Origin of the sequence: Psychrobacter sp. NPDC078409 (assembly GCF_050268505.1) — a bacterium.
GTDB lineage: Bacteria > Pseudomonadota > Gammaproteobacteria > Pseudomonadales > Moraxellaceae > Psychrobacter.
Genome location: NZ_JBNNGW010000004.1, coordinates 248,405 through 265,957, shown reverse-complemented (window position 1 = coordinate 265,957; position 17,553 = coordinate 248,405). Strand labels below are relative to the sequence as shown.

General features: G+C 42.7%; 17 protein-coding genes. 5 read left to right on the top strand and 12 right to left on the bottom strand.

All coding sequences use genetic code 11. The features are described 5' to 3' along the window. Window positions 1–8: 8 nt before the first annotated feature. From ACQKC9_RS09895 to ispZ, 6 genes are all read right to left on the bottom strand, one after another. A complete protein-coding gene (locus ACQKC9_RS09895) occupies window positions 9–647 on the bottom strand; it encodes a hypothetical protein (protein ID WP_427621645.1) in 639 nt (212 codons plus the stop codon). Between the two features lie 82 nt (window positions 648–729). After that, window positions 730–1,164, bottom strand: coding sequence for a secondary thiamine-phosphate synthase enzyme YjbQ (locus ACQKC9_RS09890; protein ID WP_427621644.1), 435 nt, complete (start codon window positions 1,162–1,164; stop codon window positions 730–732). 101 nt (window positions 1,165–1,265) lie between these two features. Continuing rightward, a complete protein-coding gene (gene mnmC, locus ACQKC9_RS09885; protein ID WP_427621642.1) occupies window positions 1,266–3,317 on the bottom strand; it encodes an FAD-dependent 5-carboxymethylaminomethyl-2-thiouridine(34) oxidoreductase MnmC in 2,052 nt (683 codons plus the stop codon). A 123-nt stretch (window positions 3,318–3,440) separates the two neighbouring features. After that, window positions 3,441–3,830, bottom strand: coding sequence for a hypothetical protein (locus ACQKC9_RS09880; protein WP_427621641.1), 390 nt, complete (start codon window positions 3,828–3,830; stop codon window positions 3,441–3,443). Between the two features lie 56 nt (window positions 3,831–3,886). Then, on the bottom strand, window positions 3,887–4,213 hold the full coding sequence (locus ACQKC9_RS09875; protein WP_427621640.1) for a YciI family protein: 327 nt from the start codon (window positions 4,211–4,213) through the stop codon (window positions 3,887–3,889). 107 nt (window positions 4,214–4,320) lie between these two features. Beyond that, the gene (gene ispZ, locus ACQKC9_RS09870; protein WP_101205812.1) at window positions 4,321–4,872 is read right to left on the bottom strand and encodes a septation protein IspZ; all 552 of its coding nucleotides are present in this window, start codon (window positions 4,870–4,872) and stop codon (window positions 4,321–4,323) included. Between the two features lie 291 nt (window positions 4,873–5,163). Here ispZ and ACQKC9_RS09865 point away from each other — a divergent pair, with 291 nt between their 5' ends. Together ACQKC9_RS09865 and ACQKC9_RS09860 are read left to right on the top strand one after the other, a co-directional pair. Beyond that, window positions 5,164–6,045 (top strand): PHP domain-containing protein, encoded by an 882-nt coding sequence (locus ACQKC9_RS09865; RefSeq protein ID WP_427621639.1) that lies wholly within the window; start codon window positions 5,164–5,166, stop codon window positions 6,043–6,045. A 256-nt stretch (window positions 6,046–6,301) separates the two neighbouring features. Next, window positions 6,302–7,729, top strand: a complete 1,428-nt coding sequence (locus tag ACQKC9_RS09860) for a diguanylate cyclase (RefSeq protein WP_427621637.1) — start codon at window positions 6,302–6,304, stop codon at window positions 7,727–7,729. A 105-nt stretch (window positions 7,730–7,834) separates the two neighbouring features. Here the strand turns inward: ACQKC9_RS09860 and truD are convergent, their stop codons facing one another. Continuing rightward, window positions 7,835–9,007 (bottom strand): tRNA pseudouridine(13) synthase TruD, encoded by a 1,173-nt coding sequence (truD, locus tag ACQKC9_RS09855; protein ID WP_427621816.1) that lies wholly within the window; start codon window positions 9,005–9,007, stop codon window positions 7,835–7,837. Between the two features lie 390 nt (window positions 9,008–9,397). Here truD and ACQKC9_RS09850 point away from each other — a divergent pair, with 390 nt between their 5' ends. Together ACQKC9_RS09850 and ACQKC9_RS09845 are read left to right on the top strand one after the other, a co-directional pair. Continuing rightward, on the top strand, window positions 9,398–11,044 hold the full coding sequence (locus tag ACQKC9_RS09850; protein WP_427621636.1) for an FAD-dependent oxidoreductase: 1,647 nt from the start codon (window positions 9,398–9,400) through the stop codon (window positions 11,042–11,044). A gap of 88 nt (window positions 11,045–11,132) precedes the next feature. Continuing rightward, window positions 11,133–11,756, top strand: coding sequence for a GNAT family N-acetyltransferase (locus ACQKC9_RS09845; protein ID WP_427621635.1), 624 nt, complete (start codon window positions 11,133–11,135; stop codon window positions 11,754–11,756). A 44-nt stretch (window positions 11,757–11,800) separates the two neighbouring features. Here ACQKC9_RS09845 and ACQKC9_RS09840 read toward each other — a convergent pair whose 3' ends face one another. From ACQKC9_RS09840 to ACQKC9_RS09825, 4 genes are all read right to left on the bottom strand, one after another. Then, complete coding sequence (locus tag ACQKC9_RS09840; protein WP_227670814.1) at window positions 11,801–11,962, bottom strand: hypothetical protein; 162 nt, start codon at window positions 11,960–11,962, stop codon at window positions 11,801–11,803. Between the two features lie 301 nt (window positions 11,963–12,263). Further along, the gene (gene gorA, locus ACQKC9_RS09835; protein WP_427621634.1) at window positions 12,264–13,628 is read right to left on the bottom strand and encodes a glutathione-disulfide reductase; all 1,365 of its coding nucleotides are present in this window, start codon (window positions 13,626–13,628) and stop codon (window positions 12,264–12,266) included. Between the two features lie 174 nt (window positions 13,629–13,802). Then, on the bottom strand, window positions 13,803–14,255 hold the full coding sequence (locus ACQKC9_RS09830) for a threonine/serine exporter family protein (protein ID WP_057761340.1): 453 nt from the start codon (window positions 14,253–14,255) through the stop codon (window positions 13,803–13,805). Window position 14,256: 1 nt separating this feature from the next. Beyond that, a complete protein-coding gene (locus ACQKC9_RS09825) occupies window positions 14,257–15,045 on the bottom strand; it encodes a threonine/serine ThrE exporter family protein (protein ID WP_427621815.1) in 789 nt (262 codons plus the stop codon). 264 nt (window positions 15,046–15,309) lie between these two features. Between ACQKC9_RS09825 and ACQKC9_RS09820 the strand changes: the two genes are divergently transcribed. After that, window positions 15,310–15,591 carry a DUF503 domain-containing protein gene (locus tag ACQKC9_RS09820; RefSeq protein ID WP_427621633.1) on the top strand — a complete coding sequence of 94 codons (282 nt, stop codon included), beginning with the start codon at window positions 15,310–15,312 and terminating at the stop codon, window positions 15,589–15,591. Between the two features lie 69 nt (window positions 15,592–15,660). On the opposite strand, the gene ACQKC9_RS09815 is transcribed toward ACQKC9_RS09820, so the two are convergent. Then, entirely contained in the window at window positions 15,661–17,451 is a 1,791-nt protein-coding gene (locus ACQKC9_RS09815; RefSeq protein ID WP_427621632.1) for a P-loop NTPase fold protein, read from the bottom strand. Window positions 17,452–17,553: the final 102 nt, after the last annotated feature.

Sequence of the window (17,553 nt, the reverse complement as noted above, 5' to 3'; positions counted from 1 at the left end):
CTCAGACTTTATTCAGTGATGACTTCTGCTTCAGCACTGACGGCATCAAAGCTAGTGACTTTATTGTTTCGGATAAGGTCGATAGTGCCGCCACCAGCATGACTGACGAGTTGGATACTACCGTCAGCTGATTGATAGGTAGGATTATTGCCTTGGCCTTCTGGTGCACTTAAGGTCATTTTTGGTTGATTGGGAAGAGTAATGATAGCGTTAAGCATACCAGCTGCTGAGGTCTCAAAGACAACAGATAAACTCTCACCTGCTGCACTTTTATAACGGACATCAGTGATTTGTGCGCCTTTGATAGCTTGTTCTGGGTTAGGTTTTTCAGCGCTATCATTTGCCGTGGACGTAGTATCACCAAGAGCTTTATCTAACTCTGTTAAGCTCATATCACGTTCTGAATCAGTCTGCGCTACATTTTGAGCATCATCTGAGTTGCTACCTTCGGCTGCATCAACGTTGATATTGGTCGTTACTGGCGTGGTTTGCGTTGAGGTCTCAGCTGTAGTTGTATCAGTTGCTTCAGGTTCTGGATCTTTTTGACAAGCAGTAAGTAGCAAAAGACTGAAGAAAATAGCAGGAGCCTTACGATAAAGCAGTTTAGATTTTCGTAAGTTTAGTACTTTTGAGAGAGAAGTATTCATAATCAGCTTTATCCGTTAATAGCGCTCTACGTAAATGGGGCAATTGGCAAGGGTCAACCTGCTATTTATTGACAGTATATTATTACGTATTTACCGTAATCACCAGCTTACGCTGTCCGCCATATTCTGGCAGGTCTCTATGCTCACATAAGTAAATACCTTGCCACATGCCTAGACCTAACTGACCATCGACAAGCGGTATAGTCAAGCTTACCCCAAACATCATGCTTTTGAGATGCGCGGGCAAGTCGTCTGAGCCTTCTAAAGTATGGCGATACTCTGGCTGATCTTCTGGTGCGATTTTATTAAGCCAATCCTCTGTATCTAATCTGACATCTGGATCAGCATTTTCATTGATCGCAAGACTGGCTGAAGTATGCAGCAAAAACAGATGGACCAACCCTACCTTGGCAGAGTGAGGTAACAGCTGCGAAATAGCTTCTTCAACCTTCGGAGTAATGATATGAATGCCACGCGCATAGGCGGGTAGAGTAAGGGTGGTTTGATAATAGCTCATGGGGTATATCTCATTATTAGAGTCGACATCAAATTAAGATATTATAAGACAGTATGAACTATGGAAATCGTTGCTGTTATTTACACAAGAGCCATTTATTCTTAAACAAGCGGCGTCCGTAAACGTGTACGATTGGGTGATAGGCGTGCGAGCATTGCCTCTGACAGTGGTGCAAATGACCCTAGCATCATATCTGCTAATGCTTCAGCGCAAATAGGTGCCAATGCATAACCCTTTGCGCCCATCGCACTCATTGTCCATATTCGCTGACTGTTTGCCAATTGTCCAACGATAGGGTGGTAATCAGGCGTTTGGGTGCGAATACCTGCACGCCCTTGCCATAGACTCGTATCTGCCGGAATAATAGATGCCATTTCAGGTATAGCAGTGATGAGCTTGTCTCGGCTAATATGATGCTCTTCAGGACGTATGTCAGTACTTGTGTCATTGCGGATAAAACTCGCACCAAGCAATAAATAGGGCTCGTCAGCGACGACAGTATTTAACTCGTCATCTCCAGTTTGTGCGTTGAACCGCGCACAGTAACCACTATATTTAAGCGGTATTTTAGGTAGCTTTGTTAGTTGCTCGGTCGAGGGGATAAACCAAGACAGCTGCCCACGAATTTTACGGCAATCAAAAACACGCCGATCCAATTGATGACTTTCAAAAGCCGCGCAAATGACAACATTATCAGCAGTCATAGTGACAGTGTTACGGTTTCCATTGATACCTTCGATACGAACTTGCTGCTCAGTCTCGTTGATTTTAGTCACTTCTAACTGTTGAAAGCGAATGAGTGGATGAGTCAGTATGATGTTTTTTAATGCTTGTGGATTGACCAGACCAGACTGCGGTAAGTATAAGTTCTCTGTTAAGTCTTGCTCTTTCAAGCCACTAGTAATCTGTGCTTGTTCGTGCGATAGAGTGGTTGCCATCTCATCAGGATAGTCGGCAATTTGTTCTGTACCGATATTGGCTTTTATAAGCAAATCAAGGGCGCCAGTCAGTTCAAGTACCGGTGCTGTATTAAGCTGTGTGGCTGTTTGATTAAGGTCTCGATATAGCCTGCTGCTATGGAGGTAGCCTATGGTATGCAGATGCTCGTCAACATGGTGAATCGGTGTCATTTTGGGCGCAAGTAACGCTCTAGGATTGCCTGATGCACCTGCCAAGGGTGCTGATTTATCTAATAAAATGACGTTGATACCGCGATTGGCAAGCGACCAAGCTGTGAGCAACCCTGAGACGCCTGCACCAATGACGACAGTATTATCGAATGTGCTGTAAGTCGTTTCCTGCTTTGCATCGCGACCTTCATTAACACTATCAGTATCACCATTTTCTACATTGGTCATGATGGCCGTTAGCATTTCTCGCTTCCGACCAAAACCTCTGACTTTTTTAATTTGAAAGCCATGTTGTTGTAGCCCACGCTTGACGATACCTGCACAGCTATAAGTAGCGGCAGTCGTATGAGGGCATGATAGGCGCTGCATTTGTGCAAAGATACTGTCAGCCCACAACGTACTGTTGCAGGAGGGCGCAAAACCATCTAAAAACCAAGCATCAATACAAGGCGTATACTGGTTAAAGTGGTCTAATGCCAGTTTGCTTAGACTTTCTGCTGCATCACCAAGCCACATATCGACAGTTAAGTTATCATAAGAAAAACTTAAACGATGACAGCCTGAAATCAGGGGCGGATATGCAGCCAAAAGTGGCTCAATAAATGCTATTAGCTCAGGCGCGCGCTGACCCCATAACGCAAGTATCTGGGTCAAATCTGCTAGCAGTATAGGGAACTTTTCAGTAGTAATAAAGTGCAGACGAGCCGTTGCTAGTTGCGGATTGGTTTCACGCAGTTGGCGCCACAATTGCCACGTTGCTAGTAGATTAAGCCCAGTTCCAAAGCCTAGCTCAGCAATCGTAAAGCATTGTTTTGGTGCAAGGTGTGCCAAACGCTCTGGTAACTGATTGTGCTCTAGAAAAACGTGACGTGTCTCTGCCAAACCATCCGCATGAGAAAAGTACACATCCCCAAACTCACCTGATACTGGCACCATATTGCCAGTATCATCCGTTTGCCAGTCAATCTTGGCAGGCGTGATAACGTTTAAATGTTCAGGGTTTTGATGATTAGCGGTAGACATGAGGCACTTCTTAGAAATCTCAGTAACGGTAGCTCAACGATCAATTGTGACGGATCAATGATATCGACATTGGTTAGATGCAGCGAAGTAGAGTAATGCAAGTCAGTGCGATCACAGCATATATTACCAACGCTCACGACGGACAAATACCAACCACGAGACAAAAATACCGACTAATAGACTGATCAAAACGGTAAACGCACCGTATAGAAACAACTGTCCTTTACTTTCGTAAACCAAGACATTTACTTGAGTCTGTAAATCGTTCACTTGACGCTGTAGTTGTGCATTACGGCTGAGCAGCTCTTGATTGGCAGCTGACAATGCTTTAGTAGATGGTTGCAACTGTGCCGCCAAGGTATCATTGATATCTAGCGCTGAGTTTTTCGTTGGCAAAGCGCGCGCCGCTACTGACCCAGTCAACGGCAGCACTGCTGTCGGATCGGGTGCATCGACAGCAGGTGTTATGGGCGCAGCAGGTGCAGCTTGCGCCGAAACGGCTGTCACTAACATGAGACCAATCAGGGCACTTTTGTAGCAACAGGTAGGTGAAAAAGAGACTCTCTGGATCACGATGCAGCTACTTGATTATTACTGTCAGTTGGCGCTGGCAATGCTTGAACAAATGGTTTGATATCGACATGACTATAAACGCCATCACGTAAATAAGGCTCATCGTTTGCCCATGCTTGAGCCGCTTCGATAGAGTCAAAATCTGCAATGATTAAGCTACCTGACATATCACTTTTACCATGCTCGATAGGCGTTGGACCTGCGATAACAAGATGGCCCTGTTGATGCAATACTTTTAGGCGTTCAATATGTTCAGTACGAGTAATCAGACGTTGTGCACTGCTATTAGCCACGTCATGACCAATGATGGCAAATAAAGACATGAGACTTCCTTAGTGAATAATAAAAAAGTAATAATGAGCTTATATGAGCTTAGTATAAACATCATAGCAATAAAATTGTTATTTCTACTATGACAAGGCAACAGAAACTATTTAGTGGCTTTGTCCGTCAGCGCAGGGTTGAGATGCTTTTTTAGTACAGCAAACTGAGCCACGACAAACACCAGCATAATCGGAATCCAACCATAGGTCTTAAAGTTGATCCATGCTTCATCTGACATTGTGAACGCTGTGATATAATGTAGTACAGCCATTAGGGCAAAAAACAACGCCCAAGCAACGGTCAGCTTTTTCCAGCCGCTAAGCGTCAGGGTAAATACCTCTTTCATAGCAAGCTGCATCAATGGCTTATTAATAGCGGCACTGACGAATAGCGTCAACGCAAAAATACCATTGATAATGGGCGATTTCCAACGCAGATAAATATCATCACGCAGCAGTAATGTGCCGCCGCAGAATAAAATCGTTAATAATAAGACAACCCATTGCTGCTTATCAAACTTACCTTTTTGACGAATAAAATGAATGGCGTAAACGATAATAGTGGCGACGAGCAAGGCCCCTGCCGCTGCTAAAATACCGTTATAACGCGCCGCGATAAAAAAGGCAATTAAGGGAATAAAGTCTAATAATGCTTTCATAGCAAAGGGTATGTCCAACAAAAACGTATGGGGTAGTTTACACGTCTACCGCACCAAAAAAAAGCAATCAACACGATAATCATGCGATATACGCGACCTACAGAGTAATACTTTCTTATTGCGCCTGATGACTATGCCACTGGCCAAATATAAACACAAATACAGCACCGATAACTGCTAAATCTACAGAATCATCAAGACAAACTACAACGCACATAATCGTAATAATGATTATCTGCTCACTAGCTTTTATTCTACTTCTATTTTATTTAACATTTTAAGGCTCAGCTTATGAAAATCGACTTACATTGCCACAGTACTTGTTCAGATGGTACTTATGCACCGACCGAGGTCATACAACGTGCTCATTCAGCGGGCATCAACGTATTGGCATTGACTGACCATGACACGCTAGCAGGGATTGACGAGGCAAGGGTCGCTGCCAGTGCCTGCGATATGCAAATTATTAATGGCGTTGAAATCAGCTGTGAACATACATTAAGCGGTGGTTACGGAAAGAATAAATCCACCAATAAAATTATTCACGTACTTGGACTGGATTTTACTGATCGCGAAAAAATGCATGCAACGTTGCAGCAACTGCAAGACAGTCGAGCCACTCGTGGTCAACGTATCGCCGAAAAATTGAGTGAATTATTAGATATTAATTATGATGAGCTATGGCAAGCAGTGCTCGATAAAGCAGGCGGTAACCCACAAGCAGTCGGGCGCGCCCATATTGGACAGGTATTGTTTGAGCGCGGTGAAGTCAAAACCGTTCAAAAAGCCTTTGATAAGTACCTAGCAGATAATAAGCCTGCCTATGTAGCAATCGAGGCGTTGACGATGCAGCATGGTATCGAGCTGATTCATGCTTGCGGCGGCAAAGCGGTGCTCGCACATCCCACGCGATATCAACTATCAGCGACACGCGTGCGTAAACTGATTGCAGAGTTTGCGCAGCTTGGCGGAGATGCTTGTGAACTACCAGCCACTAGTGAGCCAATTAGTACCCGCAGAATGGTCGACCGTAGCATTGCTGAGCATGGTCTTGCGGCATCTATCGGTAGTGATTTTCACGGTAGTAACATGCCTTGGCGACGTTTGGGCGATGTCCCTATTTTAAATGATGATCAGCAAGGGGTTTGGGAGTCTTTTGCAACGCTTGCTTAGTGAGTGAGATTTACCTTGTTACAGTTACTTCTAATAAGGTTGTTTCCAATAGCGATAGGGCTTGATTTATCGTTATCAATAAGGCCAAAAATAGGTACGTAAACATAATTACATTCATAGAGAAATTATTGGGAAATAAATGCGTAAAACAGATTGATAATTCAGGTATAAATTGCCACACTGAATAGACCTTAATCGTGGCTCACGGCTCGCTATTTTTTAACTCTATAAATTTGACTATCTGCGGTAGTGCATTATGGCTGTATATAAGTTCTATCTAGGCCACAGAGAGCTTTCTAAGGCTGTTTTTGAGTGGGATGCTGCTGATAGGACAGCTCTACTAACAGCATTTATGCTGATGGAGGTTTTTTCACATTGGTTATGGTGCTTATTTGTATGGTATCGCCGCGATACTTATGGCGCTTACGTTGATATCAACCTGCTCTATCCAGTATGGATTAGCGTGTCTATAGTTGGTGTTTTCTTGCTATGGATGTCCAGTCGTTTTTCGCCAGTTAGAAGCGTCAGTAGCAATCTACACATATGGCAAGCTTTACTCATCACTATTTATAGTGTCTATATTACTTTTATTGTCGCCATACTAGGGCATAGTAGTTTGGTAACGGGTGTATCACTAGTAGGTGGTGCTATGCTAGGAATGATGCTCATTAACCGGAATTACGTTTGGCGAGCATTTATAGGACAAATTATTGCGATCTTAGCAGTATCGCTGCTTCCTTATTTTGGTATTACGATACCCAATCTACGCCAACTTACAGCCACCACGCTTCCTCCTAATATTCATAGTTATATGACTCACAGTGATATGACTATCATCAAAAATGAGGCGTTGACCTGGGAGGGTCTTAATCACCTGCGTCAATCTTCCAACCTTTTGTGGCGCTCTACCCATATTTATATGTCGCTACCAAAAGCTATTTTTATCATTTATATGTTTCGTATTTTGTTAGTGTCATTAGATGACAGTAGGAGAGAAACCTTACGACATGCCAATCAGGACGAGCTTACTCAGCTTAAAAATCGTCGCTACGGTTTGAAAAAGATGAAGTATGCTTTGGCTACTGTGCGAGAATATCAAGATTTAAGCGTCATGCTGTTAGATTTGGATTGGTTCAAACAGATTAACGATAACTATGGTCACGATGTAGGTGATCAAGTTCTAATTGAAATCTCACAGACACTATCGCAGTCGTTAACGGATAAGACAATCATCAGTCGCTACGGCGGTGAAGAGTTTTTAATTGTATTACCAGACACGAAGCATGATAGTGCTATGGTGATAGCTGAGCAATTACGACTGAATATCTCTGAGCATGTCATGAAGGTTGAAGGTTTGGCTGATTTTAATGTGACAGCAAGCTTTGGGCTATATACCTTAACTCATGAAGAACGAACTTGTATTGTCCAAGGGTATGAAAAGATTACGCAGCAAAAGACCGTCGCTCGAACGTCACCTCTTATCAAGCCAATTGCTACTCAGCGCGCGGAAAGCCAAATTACCTCAATGCAAAAGCTACCTAGTGATATCTGTCAGCGTCTGATTAGTACTGCGGATAAGGCCTTATATGAAGCCAAACACCGTGGTCGTAATCAAGTTGTCAGTGCAAATGAGATGTGGGCCGACAAAGAAGGCGGTAAGCAATCGCTTTACAAAAGCCGCTAGCCATTAATTTATTAACGATCAGCCATGCCACTAAGACTGTGTAAGTATTATCGGTATGGCTGATATTCTATTGATTGGTCAAATGGTGGCTTCGATTTAATCCAATCAAGACGCTAATTGCTGTACCAAGCTTGAGAGCACACTTGTGGCAAAGCTACCTGTCGTCAAAGTAAAGTTTAACACCAGTGTTTGATCGTCCGACCATTCCCAGCTTAACGCCTCAAGCGGTAGGCGTAGCGCTCGTCTTTGCGCCTTAATATCACGCTGCTCTAATCCAGTTGCCAGTTGCATGAGTAGAGGGCTATGTTGTACTACCTCGGTCTCTAAATCTGCAGCGCTACCGATGACTTTATCGTTACCCGTACCCCATAGCACGGCAGTTGGATGAATATCACCGCTATCAATACGAGCATGCAACGTATCATCTAGTGTTTCACTAGTGAATATCGAGCCTGAACCATCTAAATTAAACACTTCACCTGCTAGGCCAGTGTTCCAGCTGCCATTACGCACTCGCGCTGCCAATATCTCATTAAATATCAAGCTACGTGCAGCAGACAATTCCATCGTATTTTGCTCGCGCGGGGCACGCTTACGTTTGCTCTTTTTTGGTTGCGGGCGAGGCTCTCGCGGCGGACGAGCAAACAGTGATAAGGCTTCTCTAACGTTATTACCCTGACGACCAAAGCGCTGTGGACCAAAATAATTGGGTACACCGTTTTTGCCAATGCGCGTTAGGTGCTGCTCGACGGCCTCTTTTGCAGATAGTAGTTGCTCGGGTGATGCGTCATTTTCGCCATTTTCGTCACTAGCGCTCGAAAACTGGATATCACGTAAAGTAATAACAAACTGATTGGCACGGTGCGTACCGCGATTGAGCTTTTTATTGTGCCAGTGCTGCGCAAGGATAGTGACAGTCTCATTTTCGCCGATGTCCACTGGTGCAAACTCAGTAGGCGGTAATTGCTTCTTTGGTATACGCAAACTGAACCATTGGGTCGTCAACGCATGACGATCCTTCAGCCCTGAGTAGCCAACATCACGCAATGGAATGTCTGCCCACTCTGACAGTAGTTTTGCCAGATAAGCAGTATTCATGCCTGATTTTTCAATATGCAACCATAAATGCTCACCTTCACCAGTGAAGTCTAATGGCAATAGCTCATTAACGATAAAATCAGTCGTATTGGCTTTATAAGTCGCTTGCTGTATTGGCTGCAAGCTTGGCTGAGGCAAATTTGCAGTATCTGTAATAGCAGCAATATCCATATGAGCCATATCAATTTGCTCACTAGTGTTCTGATGATTAGCTATTTGTTCACTGGCGTTTTGAGCAACAGCTGTTGGATTTATAGTAGCAGCTTGGCTATCTAAACTATCTTGAGCAGTAGTAGTGATTTCGTTTTGGTTGTCTTGAGAAGTCATAAGGTCGTCTTTTATTTTGTTTATTAATAATGATTAGAAGTAAAAGGAGTGCGGAAAATAAAGTCGCATAATTACGTTTTGCAACGCAGCAAACATACAAAAAAACATCGTGTGCGAGGCGCTCTTGCTACTATCAATGCATAGCATATTAAAAATAATAGGATAAGTTGAATTTGTCTGGTTGGTTACGGTCATTTTCAACCTGCTGTCATTAGACATCATTATAACTGTTAAGGAAGCATTATGACCGACGCAACGAACAACACAGTCACCATCAGCAAAGCGGATATCCCAAGCGGTGGCATGAAATCATATAAGCAAGAAGACGATAGTATCATTTTAATCACTCGCGATGACGATGAGTTCCGCGCATTCGATGGTAAGTGCCCACATGCGGGCGCAGATTTGGGTGATGGATTACGCTGTGGTAATCGGGTAGTTTGTCCTTGGCATCATGCAACTTTTGATAGTCGCGATGGCTCACTATTAGAGCCGATAGCGACTAAAGGCTTGACCCAGTACGAACTGACTCATGATGGTGATAATCTGACAATTGATACCTCAACTCAGGTAACGGGGCAGGTCGAAAGTGATAAATTGACTGACACTCATACTATTATCGTTGGTGGGGGCGGTGCAGGATTTATGACAGCCGACCAGTTGCGTCAGGGTGGTTATGGCGGCAAGATTACGTTGATTAGTAAGGATGATAAAGCTCCTTACAACCGACCTTTATTATCCAAAGCGTTTTTGGCAGGCAAGATGGACGAGGACAAGCTGCTATTAGGCGGTGCTGATTGGGCAAGTAACAATAATATTGAGTTACGCCTCAACCAAACGGTTAGCGAAGTGCTACCCAATGAAGCGACCGTCGTCATAGAGGATAATGATAGCAACAGAGAGCGACAAACTGCAGATTTTTTGGTCGTCGCCACTGGTGCTAAACCAAACTTACCACCTATTAAAGGTGCTGAGATGGATGGCGTATATACACTACGTAGCATGAGTGATGCCAAATTAATTAAAGCGGCCAGTCATGATCAGCGCGTGGTGATCATCGGTACAGGTTTTATCGGTATGGAAACCGCGTCGGCATTAGCACAAGCAGGTACGACAGCTTCTATTACAGTGATTGGGCAAGGTAGCCGTGTGATGGGCAATATTGTCTCTGAAACGGTGAGTAATGCCTTAATTAAATTACATAAAGAGAAGGGCATCAATTTTGTGTTTGATGCAACCGTCGATGAAATTACTAAGGTTGACCGTCAAGTGGACAAGGATGGAGATAATAATCAGGCTTTCTCAAATGTAGGCGGTGTCACTCTAGCGAATGGCGATCATATTGATGCTGATATTGTGATACTGGGTACTGGCGTGTCTCCACGCACAGAGATATTGAGCGAAGTTAACGATCCAGATGGTGTACAAGTCGATGCGCATCTACAGCTGCGCGATGGCGTCTACGCGCTAGGTGATATTGCTAAAGCTACCAACCAAATGGGTCGCATGCGTATTGAGCATTGGCGCGTAGCATTGCAGCATGGCATGGTCACGGCAGCTGCAATCCTAAACGATAACAGTGTCGATTCATTAGAGGCGCGTATTCCGTTCTTTTGGACCATGCAATATGGCAAGAGCCTACGCTATAGCGGTCATGCCGAGACACCAGATCACAATATCCTACTCGGTACGCCAGATACGCATGATTATATCGAATACTACTTCGATGATGACGGCGAAGACACACGAGCTAGTGCGGCAAGTACGCTTGGACGTGATAAAGAGTTGGTTGCCTTCTCCGAGCTATTACGCCGTGGTCATGCACCGACACGCGCTCAGCTTAATGCAGGGCTCGATATTATTGAGCAAGCGCATGCATTATCGCGCTAGTACTATAGACTAATAAGTATTAGTATTTAAGCTGGCTTAGTGATCTAAGTCAGTTTTTTTATATAAGTGAAAAAGGAAAAATTATAATATGAGCGAAAACAATATAAATAACAGCAATATAAAAACAGACCACTTTAATAAAGAGTCGATATTTTTGCGTGAAGCGACACTAGAGGATATTGGCGCACTTGAGCAATTGTTGAATTGCTGCTATCGCGAGACGGCAGGTTGGACCAATGAGGCCGATTTGATCGGTGGTATCAGGACTACATCAGCCGAGCTCGCTGCTGTTATCAACGACCCTAATCACTATTACTTTGTCTATCCGAAAACCACAACAGGCGACCGTAATGGAGAAGAAACGGGTGAAATACTTGGCTGTATCGCTGTCGATATCAAAACCGATGCTGACTCAAATAAAAAAGCCTATATCGGCATGTTTGCGGTACATCCTGTGCTACAAGGGAAGGGTGTTGGTAATGTAATACTACATGCAGCTGAGACCTTTGCAGATCGCCACTTACAGTCACTGAATCAGCCTAGCCGACTGACTATGTCTATCTTAAGTCATCGTCCTGAGCTTTTGGCTTACTATCAGCGCCGCGGTTATCAGTTCAATGGTAATAAAATGCCGTTTCCAAACGATGGCAATAATGGCGAGCCAAAGCGTAATGATTTAGAGCTATTAGAACTCGAAAAAATCGTTAGCTAAACAAATTGGCTTAGTAAAAAACACTAATAAGTATTCTATCTAACTCAACCCCAAAAATGTCCAAAGGTCATAAATAGTCCAATACTTAGCAGCACAAATGCCACGATGATTAAACGCTTGAACCAGTTAAATGCTGGCAAGCGCGTGGCATTATCATCCGACATGAGATAAGCAAACAAAAACAATAGGCTCGCTGCCAAGGTCATTATCCCAAGCCCAATCGGTAATATAAATAAGTACACCTGCCACACAGTCATCTCTCAACGGTCAGTATTAATCGCATCATAACAGCATCGGGATTGCGCTGTCAGTATGCCTTGCTTTAAATTTCTTAATGCAAATAATGATTAGAAAAATACAGTAGTCATCAGTGCGATATAAAAGTAATGAGTCAGTTTTAGACCTACGAAGCTATATGCTTACGTCATGACTGACAATAAAAAAGGACGCTCAAATGGCATCCTTTTTTATAATAGCTAAGACTAAGAGAAACATTAAACAGTGAGCTTAACGCATCGTCACAAACTCTTCTGACCCAGTTGGATGAATGGCAACGGTATTGTCAAAGTCAGCCTTAGTCGCGCCCATTTTGATCGCAACGGCAAAGCCTTGAATCATCTCATCGACGCCAAAACCAATGCCATGCAGGCCAATGACTTTTTCGTCATCGCCCAAACATACCAGCTTCATGGTACATTTTTGGCGATGTTGAGTGACCGCGCTATACATATCGGTAAAGCTTGAGGTATAACATTTGATATTTTCTTTGCCATAGCGTTCTACCGCGTCGATCTCAGACAAGCCAATTGTACCGATAGCTGGATGGGTAAAAATCACCGTCGGTATCAACGAGTAGTCCAAATGCTCATTTGGCTTATTATTAAACAAACGCTCTGATAAACGGCGACCAGCGGCAATCGCTACGGGCGTTAGATCTACGCTGTTCTCGATAATATCGCCAACCGCATAAATACCATCGACATTGGTGTTTTGGAATTGATCGACTTTAATTTTACCAGTCTCAGTCGTCTCAACCCCTGTCACTTGCAGGTTGATACCATCAGTCGATGGCGCACGACCAATCGCCCAAATCAAGCAGTCGACAGTGTCGATACAGTCTTCACCGCCATCGTTGGTGGTCAAATCAAGGCTGTCATCGTCATTTTTATTGACTTCATTGATCACCGTGTTGGTGTGTAATGTGATGCCAGCTTGTTCCATTTCTATCAGCAAAGTCTCTACGATAGTATGGTCAAACGTACGTAGTGGCGAGTGTTTGCGCACATACAAATGCACTTCGGCACCCAGACTGTTTAACACGCCTGCGATCTCGACAGCGATATAGCCTGCACCCACAATTGCCACGCGTTTTGGCAAATGGTTCAAGGCAAAGAAGCCATCAGAATCGATGCCGTATTCTGCACCTTTGATATCTGGCTGAATCGGGTGACCGCCTGTGGCAATCAAGATATGATCAGCGGTAATCAGCTCGCCATTTACTTCTACGGTATTGGTATCGACAAATTTAGCAAAACCTTTGATCACTTCGACGCCGTTTTTGGCCAAGTTATTGTCATAAGCGCGGTGAATGTTTTCAATATATTGTTGACGGCTCTGTACCAGCTTTTGGAAGTCAAAACCTTTAACATCGACATCAAAACCATAGTCTGGTGCATATTTATGGATGGCTTCAGCCACTTGCGCGCCATACCACATTACTTTTTTGGGAACACAGCCCAAATTCACACAAGTGCCGCCCAATTGGTTGGCTTCGATAATGGCGCATTTTTTGCCATAGCTGGCTGCACGGTTGAGTGACGCGATGCCGCCGCTACCGCCGCCAATGGCGATATAGTCATAATGTTTGGTCATAATACGGTCTCTTTATTAAGTTGTTATTGGTGCTGTTTCCGACTCTACTGTAATGGGTCTTATCATCCATCTTACAAGTTTTTTATGGTTAGCGTATGTTGAATCGCTTGACTACAAACGGTGGTAGGTTAAGAAAAGCCTAGCATTTAGATATTTAAATCCACTCAAACCCATTTATACAATAGGTCGACGTCTATAAAATAACAGCCCTGGAATAGACAAGCCAAGTACCAATCCTGAGGTTACAAACAGCGCTTCAAACAAATACACCATCATTTGGCTAAATAACTCATCCGAAAAGCCGAAATAACCAATCTGCACCATACTGACCATCGCCTTATAAGCAGCGATACCGGGCATCATACAGATGACGCTAGGTGAGATGAGCGCTTTGGGCGGTAAGGTATATTTCTTAGAAAAATACACACCCAAAAAGCTAGCAAGCATCGCCCCAAAAAAGCTAGCAACCACGATATGGATGTGTTGATAAACGAGTGCTGTCTTTAGTCCAAAGCCAAATGCAGTCATCAGTAAACAAGGCAAGATATAGCGTTTGGGTACGCTAAACATTAGCGTCCAGCCAAGGGTAATGATACAAGACAGTATGACGGTTTCAATAAACCACATCTTAAAACCCCCAATGCTGTATGCGAAGTAAAACCAATGCCATCACGATACCGACGCACGCGGATAAGGTGAGCATATAGGTAAAGACCGCACGCCCAACACCAATATTGACATAGCCTTTGAGGATATCTGAGAAAGAGTTAATCAAAGGAAAACTTGGCACTAGCAGTAAAACGCTGGAGGCAACGGCGATATCAGCATTGTTACCAATATCAAAATAATAGGTCGTCGCCCCAATGAGCGAGGCAATAAAAGCAGTCACAATGACCGTGATAAAAGGGTTAAAGTGGTGCTTGGACAAATAAATACGAGTAAACATCGCCACCATACCCGCGATGAATGTCACCGCCGTAATCGACCAACTACCGCCATTCAGATAAGCAAACGCCGCACAAGAGGCACCAACAAATATACTTACTAGCCACGTTGGATATACGGTCTTATCCAACTCATCAAAAGCAAGGGTAGTGCGGTCAATCAAGTCATTGTGATCGACAGTGGCTTCGGTCTTGTTGACGATTTGCTGGATTTGGACCAACAGATTGACATTGATACTCTGATTGATCGTATCTCTGGTAGTGGTGATACAGCGCTCGTCACAGATAGTCGTCAGGGTGATGGCGTTAAAGTTCAGCGAACATTCGACGCTATTCATTCCCAAGGCAAGCCCCAAGCGTTTGGATAAGTCCACCACCACGGCAGACTCAGCGCCATACTGCATAAGGAGTAATCCACAGCGCACGCATAGTCGAGTAATGCGCTGCTGCTTTACGTAGCTGATAGAGGTCATGGGTGAAATACGCAGGTTGGTTGGTATTGATACACTATTATAAAGGGTCTGGGAGTGGATAGGGTAGCGATACGAATATAGCAAGGTAACCATATAGTCAATCCTCTATAAAAGAGTGATAGCGTTAACCTCGTTTGAAGTATCACAGTTACATCTACATTCGGTTACCTTGTATCTCTTTTAAACTGAATCAACGATAGCATCACTCACAGTGCTGATTTGCTACTATTATAAAGCGTAAACCCCTATCGCAAGGAGCACAAAATGCATATCGCTACTTTGATTTTGACATTTTCATTGCCCGGATGTGGCTCGCTAAAAGAAAAACGCCACCGTATGGGCGGCTTGCACGCTCGCTTTGGCAATGCGCCAAGTGTCGCAGTATGTGAGAGCGGTGAGCGTGATCGGCATGACGCCAGTGAATGGACGTTTGTGATCGTTGGACTGTCTAAACGTGAGGTTGAGTCGCAATGTAGTCAAATTGAGGAAAAGCTAGAGCGTACGGTAGATGCAAGGGTGATGAATATTGAGCGGGAGTTTATTTAGTCTACGGCGTCTTCGTAGATAGCCAATTGGGGCTAAATCGCGTCTCATGACAGCTATTCAGTGTTACGATTATATATTCTCTAAGTTATTCGTAAGCTCTAAAAGATGCTCGATAGCTGCTTTGCTATTCGGTTTTTCTTCGATTCTCTCTTGGAGTAACTCTAAAGTCCATTTCTTAACTTCTTCAAATTTAGCAATATCGGTTTTAAAAGCAGGGTGTTTTAGCAATTCTTGAATATATCGAATTCTATCTATTCCATCATCAAGCGGTTGCCAAACAATAGAACCGAATTTTTCTTTACTAATGTTTTGTATGGCTTCAAAAAAGTCCTTATTGTCATTTCCATGTTTGCAAAATCGCATAAAGACTTTAGAAAGATTGCTAACGTCAGCATTTAGAGCCAATGTCGTTTTCTGATTAGTAATAGTTTGCAACAGGAAGTTATAAAAAATATCAGGAGGCGCTGGAGTTTCAAGATAATAATCTCCTGTAAACCATTCTTCTGGACCTTTCGCAACTCTTGCTTCTATATAATCTTTCACTAATTTTTCAAATTGGTTTGCTAAGTGAGGAGTATTGTTTTTTGTGAATATATTATAATAGAAGATTAAATTAGGGAAAGCTTCTCTTTCTATCCTATGTTTAATATTATCAAAAAGCCTTTCATTGAAGTTTTCTTCAGGGTTTAGGCTACGATATTCAGTCATTAATTCTTGCTTTTCTCTATCGCTTTTCAGCTGAGCCTCTGTGAGTTTGTCTGATTGGCTTAGCTTTACGATCAATGATGTGTCTGTATCTAAATCAATAAGTAAGTCAGTAACGACTTTGCTCCAGTTAGAAAGTTCGAAATGCCTATAAAAAGAGGAAATACGAGCATCCATCATCTCAAATTTCCTAGCCTCTTCAATCTTTTTTGCATCGTTTAATTTTTGATTATCTGATTTGTAAGCGTTTTGAATTCTATAGTGGCGAAGATTATTGACTTTGTTTGAGCTAAATGAGTCAATAAAGAAATCAAAATCTATATTATCCCCAAATATAGAGGGCATGTCATGAGCTGCAAGTATGATTAGGAGAGCTTGTAAAATTTGTTTTTTACTCGTAACAGATAGTTCATTAGTTGAATTATCTGTTATAGCTTTAAACATGTCTTGAGCACGCTGATAGAAGCGCAAATTTTTGATTTTTAATGTTTTGTAGAAACTTTCATAGGTCGGAAGCAGTTCATTATTAACAATAATATTTCTAATAATGGATAATGAATTATTCAATATTAGTATATCGTCAAAAACTTTTTCCTTATGTTTATCAAAATAATCTTTATCATCTGATTCTTCATCATGCATTATCATCAATACTTGGCACTTACGCTCATTCTTAAGATAATTGACTAAACCCATTATTTCAGACATCGGTAAGCCATTTGACTTCCTTTCTATATCATCTAAGCAAACTAATGTATTTTTGAGATGTGAAAAAACAATACTCGTAATAAGGTTATTACCAAGATTCAGTCCTATGCGGACATCAGAAGTAGTTCCAATGTTGCTACCTGTCAGGGAAGATAGAAACTTTTTAATAGGTTTGAGGATATCTTTTTTCCATATACTGTCGTTAACCCCAACTGATTTATGAACTTCTATAGCAATTGCAGATTTTAGGCTTGCTAATGAATCCAAACCGAACAAAGAAACGTAGGCATACTTTTTACCAGAAAACACTTCTTCATTTTTATCACGAAGTTCGTCCCATAGATGTGTCTTGCCAACACCCCATTCACCAGTTAGCGCAATAGCACAAGGAATGTCAGTATCAACTAATTTTAAAATTCGCTTCTCAATATTTTCGACATTTGCCATTGCTGATAACCTTACATATGTTCTTAAATTAACGATTATATTAACACCAAATTTAAAACCTTAACCAACAAAAAAGGCCACTCCCTAAAAAGTAGCCTTTCA

Bases quoted from the DNA above. Each gene is read 5' to 3' on its own strand.
- ACQKC9_RS09850 (WP_427621636.1), top strand. From the start codon at position 9,398: ATGACCGACGCAACGAACAACACAGTCACCATCAGCAAAGCGGATATC.
- ACQKC9_RS09895 (WP_427621645.1), bottom strand. From the start codon at position 647: ATGAATACTTCTCTCTCAAAAGTACTAAACTTACGAAAATCTAAACTG.
- ACQKC9_RS09880 (WP_427621641.1), bottom strand. From the start codon at position 3,830: ATGTTAGTGACAGCCGTTTCGGCGCAAGCTGCACCTGCTGCGCCCATA.
- ACQKC9_RS09890 (WP_427621644.1), bottom strand. From the start codon at position 1,164: ATGAGCTATTATCAAACCACCCTTACTCTACCCGCCTATGCGCGTGGC.
- gorA (WP_427621634.1), bottom strand. From the start codon at position 13,628: ATGACCAAACATTATGACTATATCGCCATTGGCGGCGGTAGCGGCGGC.
- mnmC (WP_427621642.1), bottom strand. From the start codon at position 3,317: ATGTCTACCGCTAATCATCAAAACCCTGAACATTTAAACGTTATCACG.
- ACQKC9_RS09820 (WP_427621633.1), top strand. From the start codon at position 15,310: ATGCATATCGCTACTTTGATTTTGACATTTTCATTGCCCGGATGTGGC.
- ACQKC9_RS09865 (WP_427621639.1), top strand. From the start codon at position 5,164: ATGAAAATCGACTTACATTGCCACAGTACTTGTTCAGATGGTACTTAT.
- ACQKC9_RS09860 (WP_427621637.1), top strand. From the start codon at position 6,302: ATGGCTGTATATAAGTTCTATCTAGGCCACAGAGAGCTTTCTAAGGCT.
- ACQKC9_RS09830 (WP_057761340.1), bottom strand. From the start codon at position 14,255: ATGTGGTTTATTGAAACCGTCATACTGTCTTGTATCATTACCCTTGGC.
- truD (WP_427621816.1), bottom strand. From the start codon at position 9,007: ATGGCTCATATGGATATTGCTGCTATTACAGATACTGCAAATTTGCCT.
- ACQKC9_RS09875 (WP_427621640.1), bottom strand. From the start codon at position 4,213: ATGTCTTTATTTGCCATCATTGGTCATGACGTGGCTAATAGCAGTGCA.
- ACQKC9_RS09815 (WP_427621632.1), bottom strand. From the start codon at position 17,451: ATGGCAAATGTCGAAAATATTGAGAAGCGAATTTTAAAATTAGTTGAT.
- ACQKC9_RS09845 (WP_427621635.1), top strand. From the start codon at position 11,133: ATGAGCGAAAACAATATAAATAACAGCAATATAAAAACAGACCACTTT.
- ispZ (WP_101205812.1), bottom strand. From the start codon at position 4,872: ATGAAAGCATTATTAGACTTTATTCCCTTAATTGCCTTTTTTATCGCG.
- ACQKC9_RS09840 (WP_227670814.1), bottom strand. From the start codon at position 11,962: ATGACCTTGGCAGCGAGCCTATTGTTTTTGTTTGCTTATCTCATGTCG.
- ACQKC9_RS09825 (WP_427621815.1), bottom strand. From the start codon at position 15,045: ATGACCTCTATCAGCTACGTAAAGCAGCAGCGCATTACTCGACTATGC.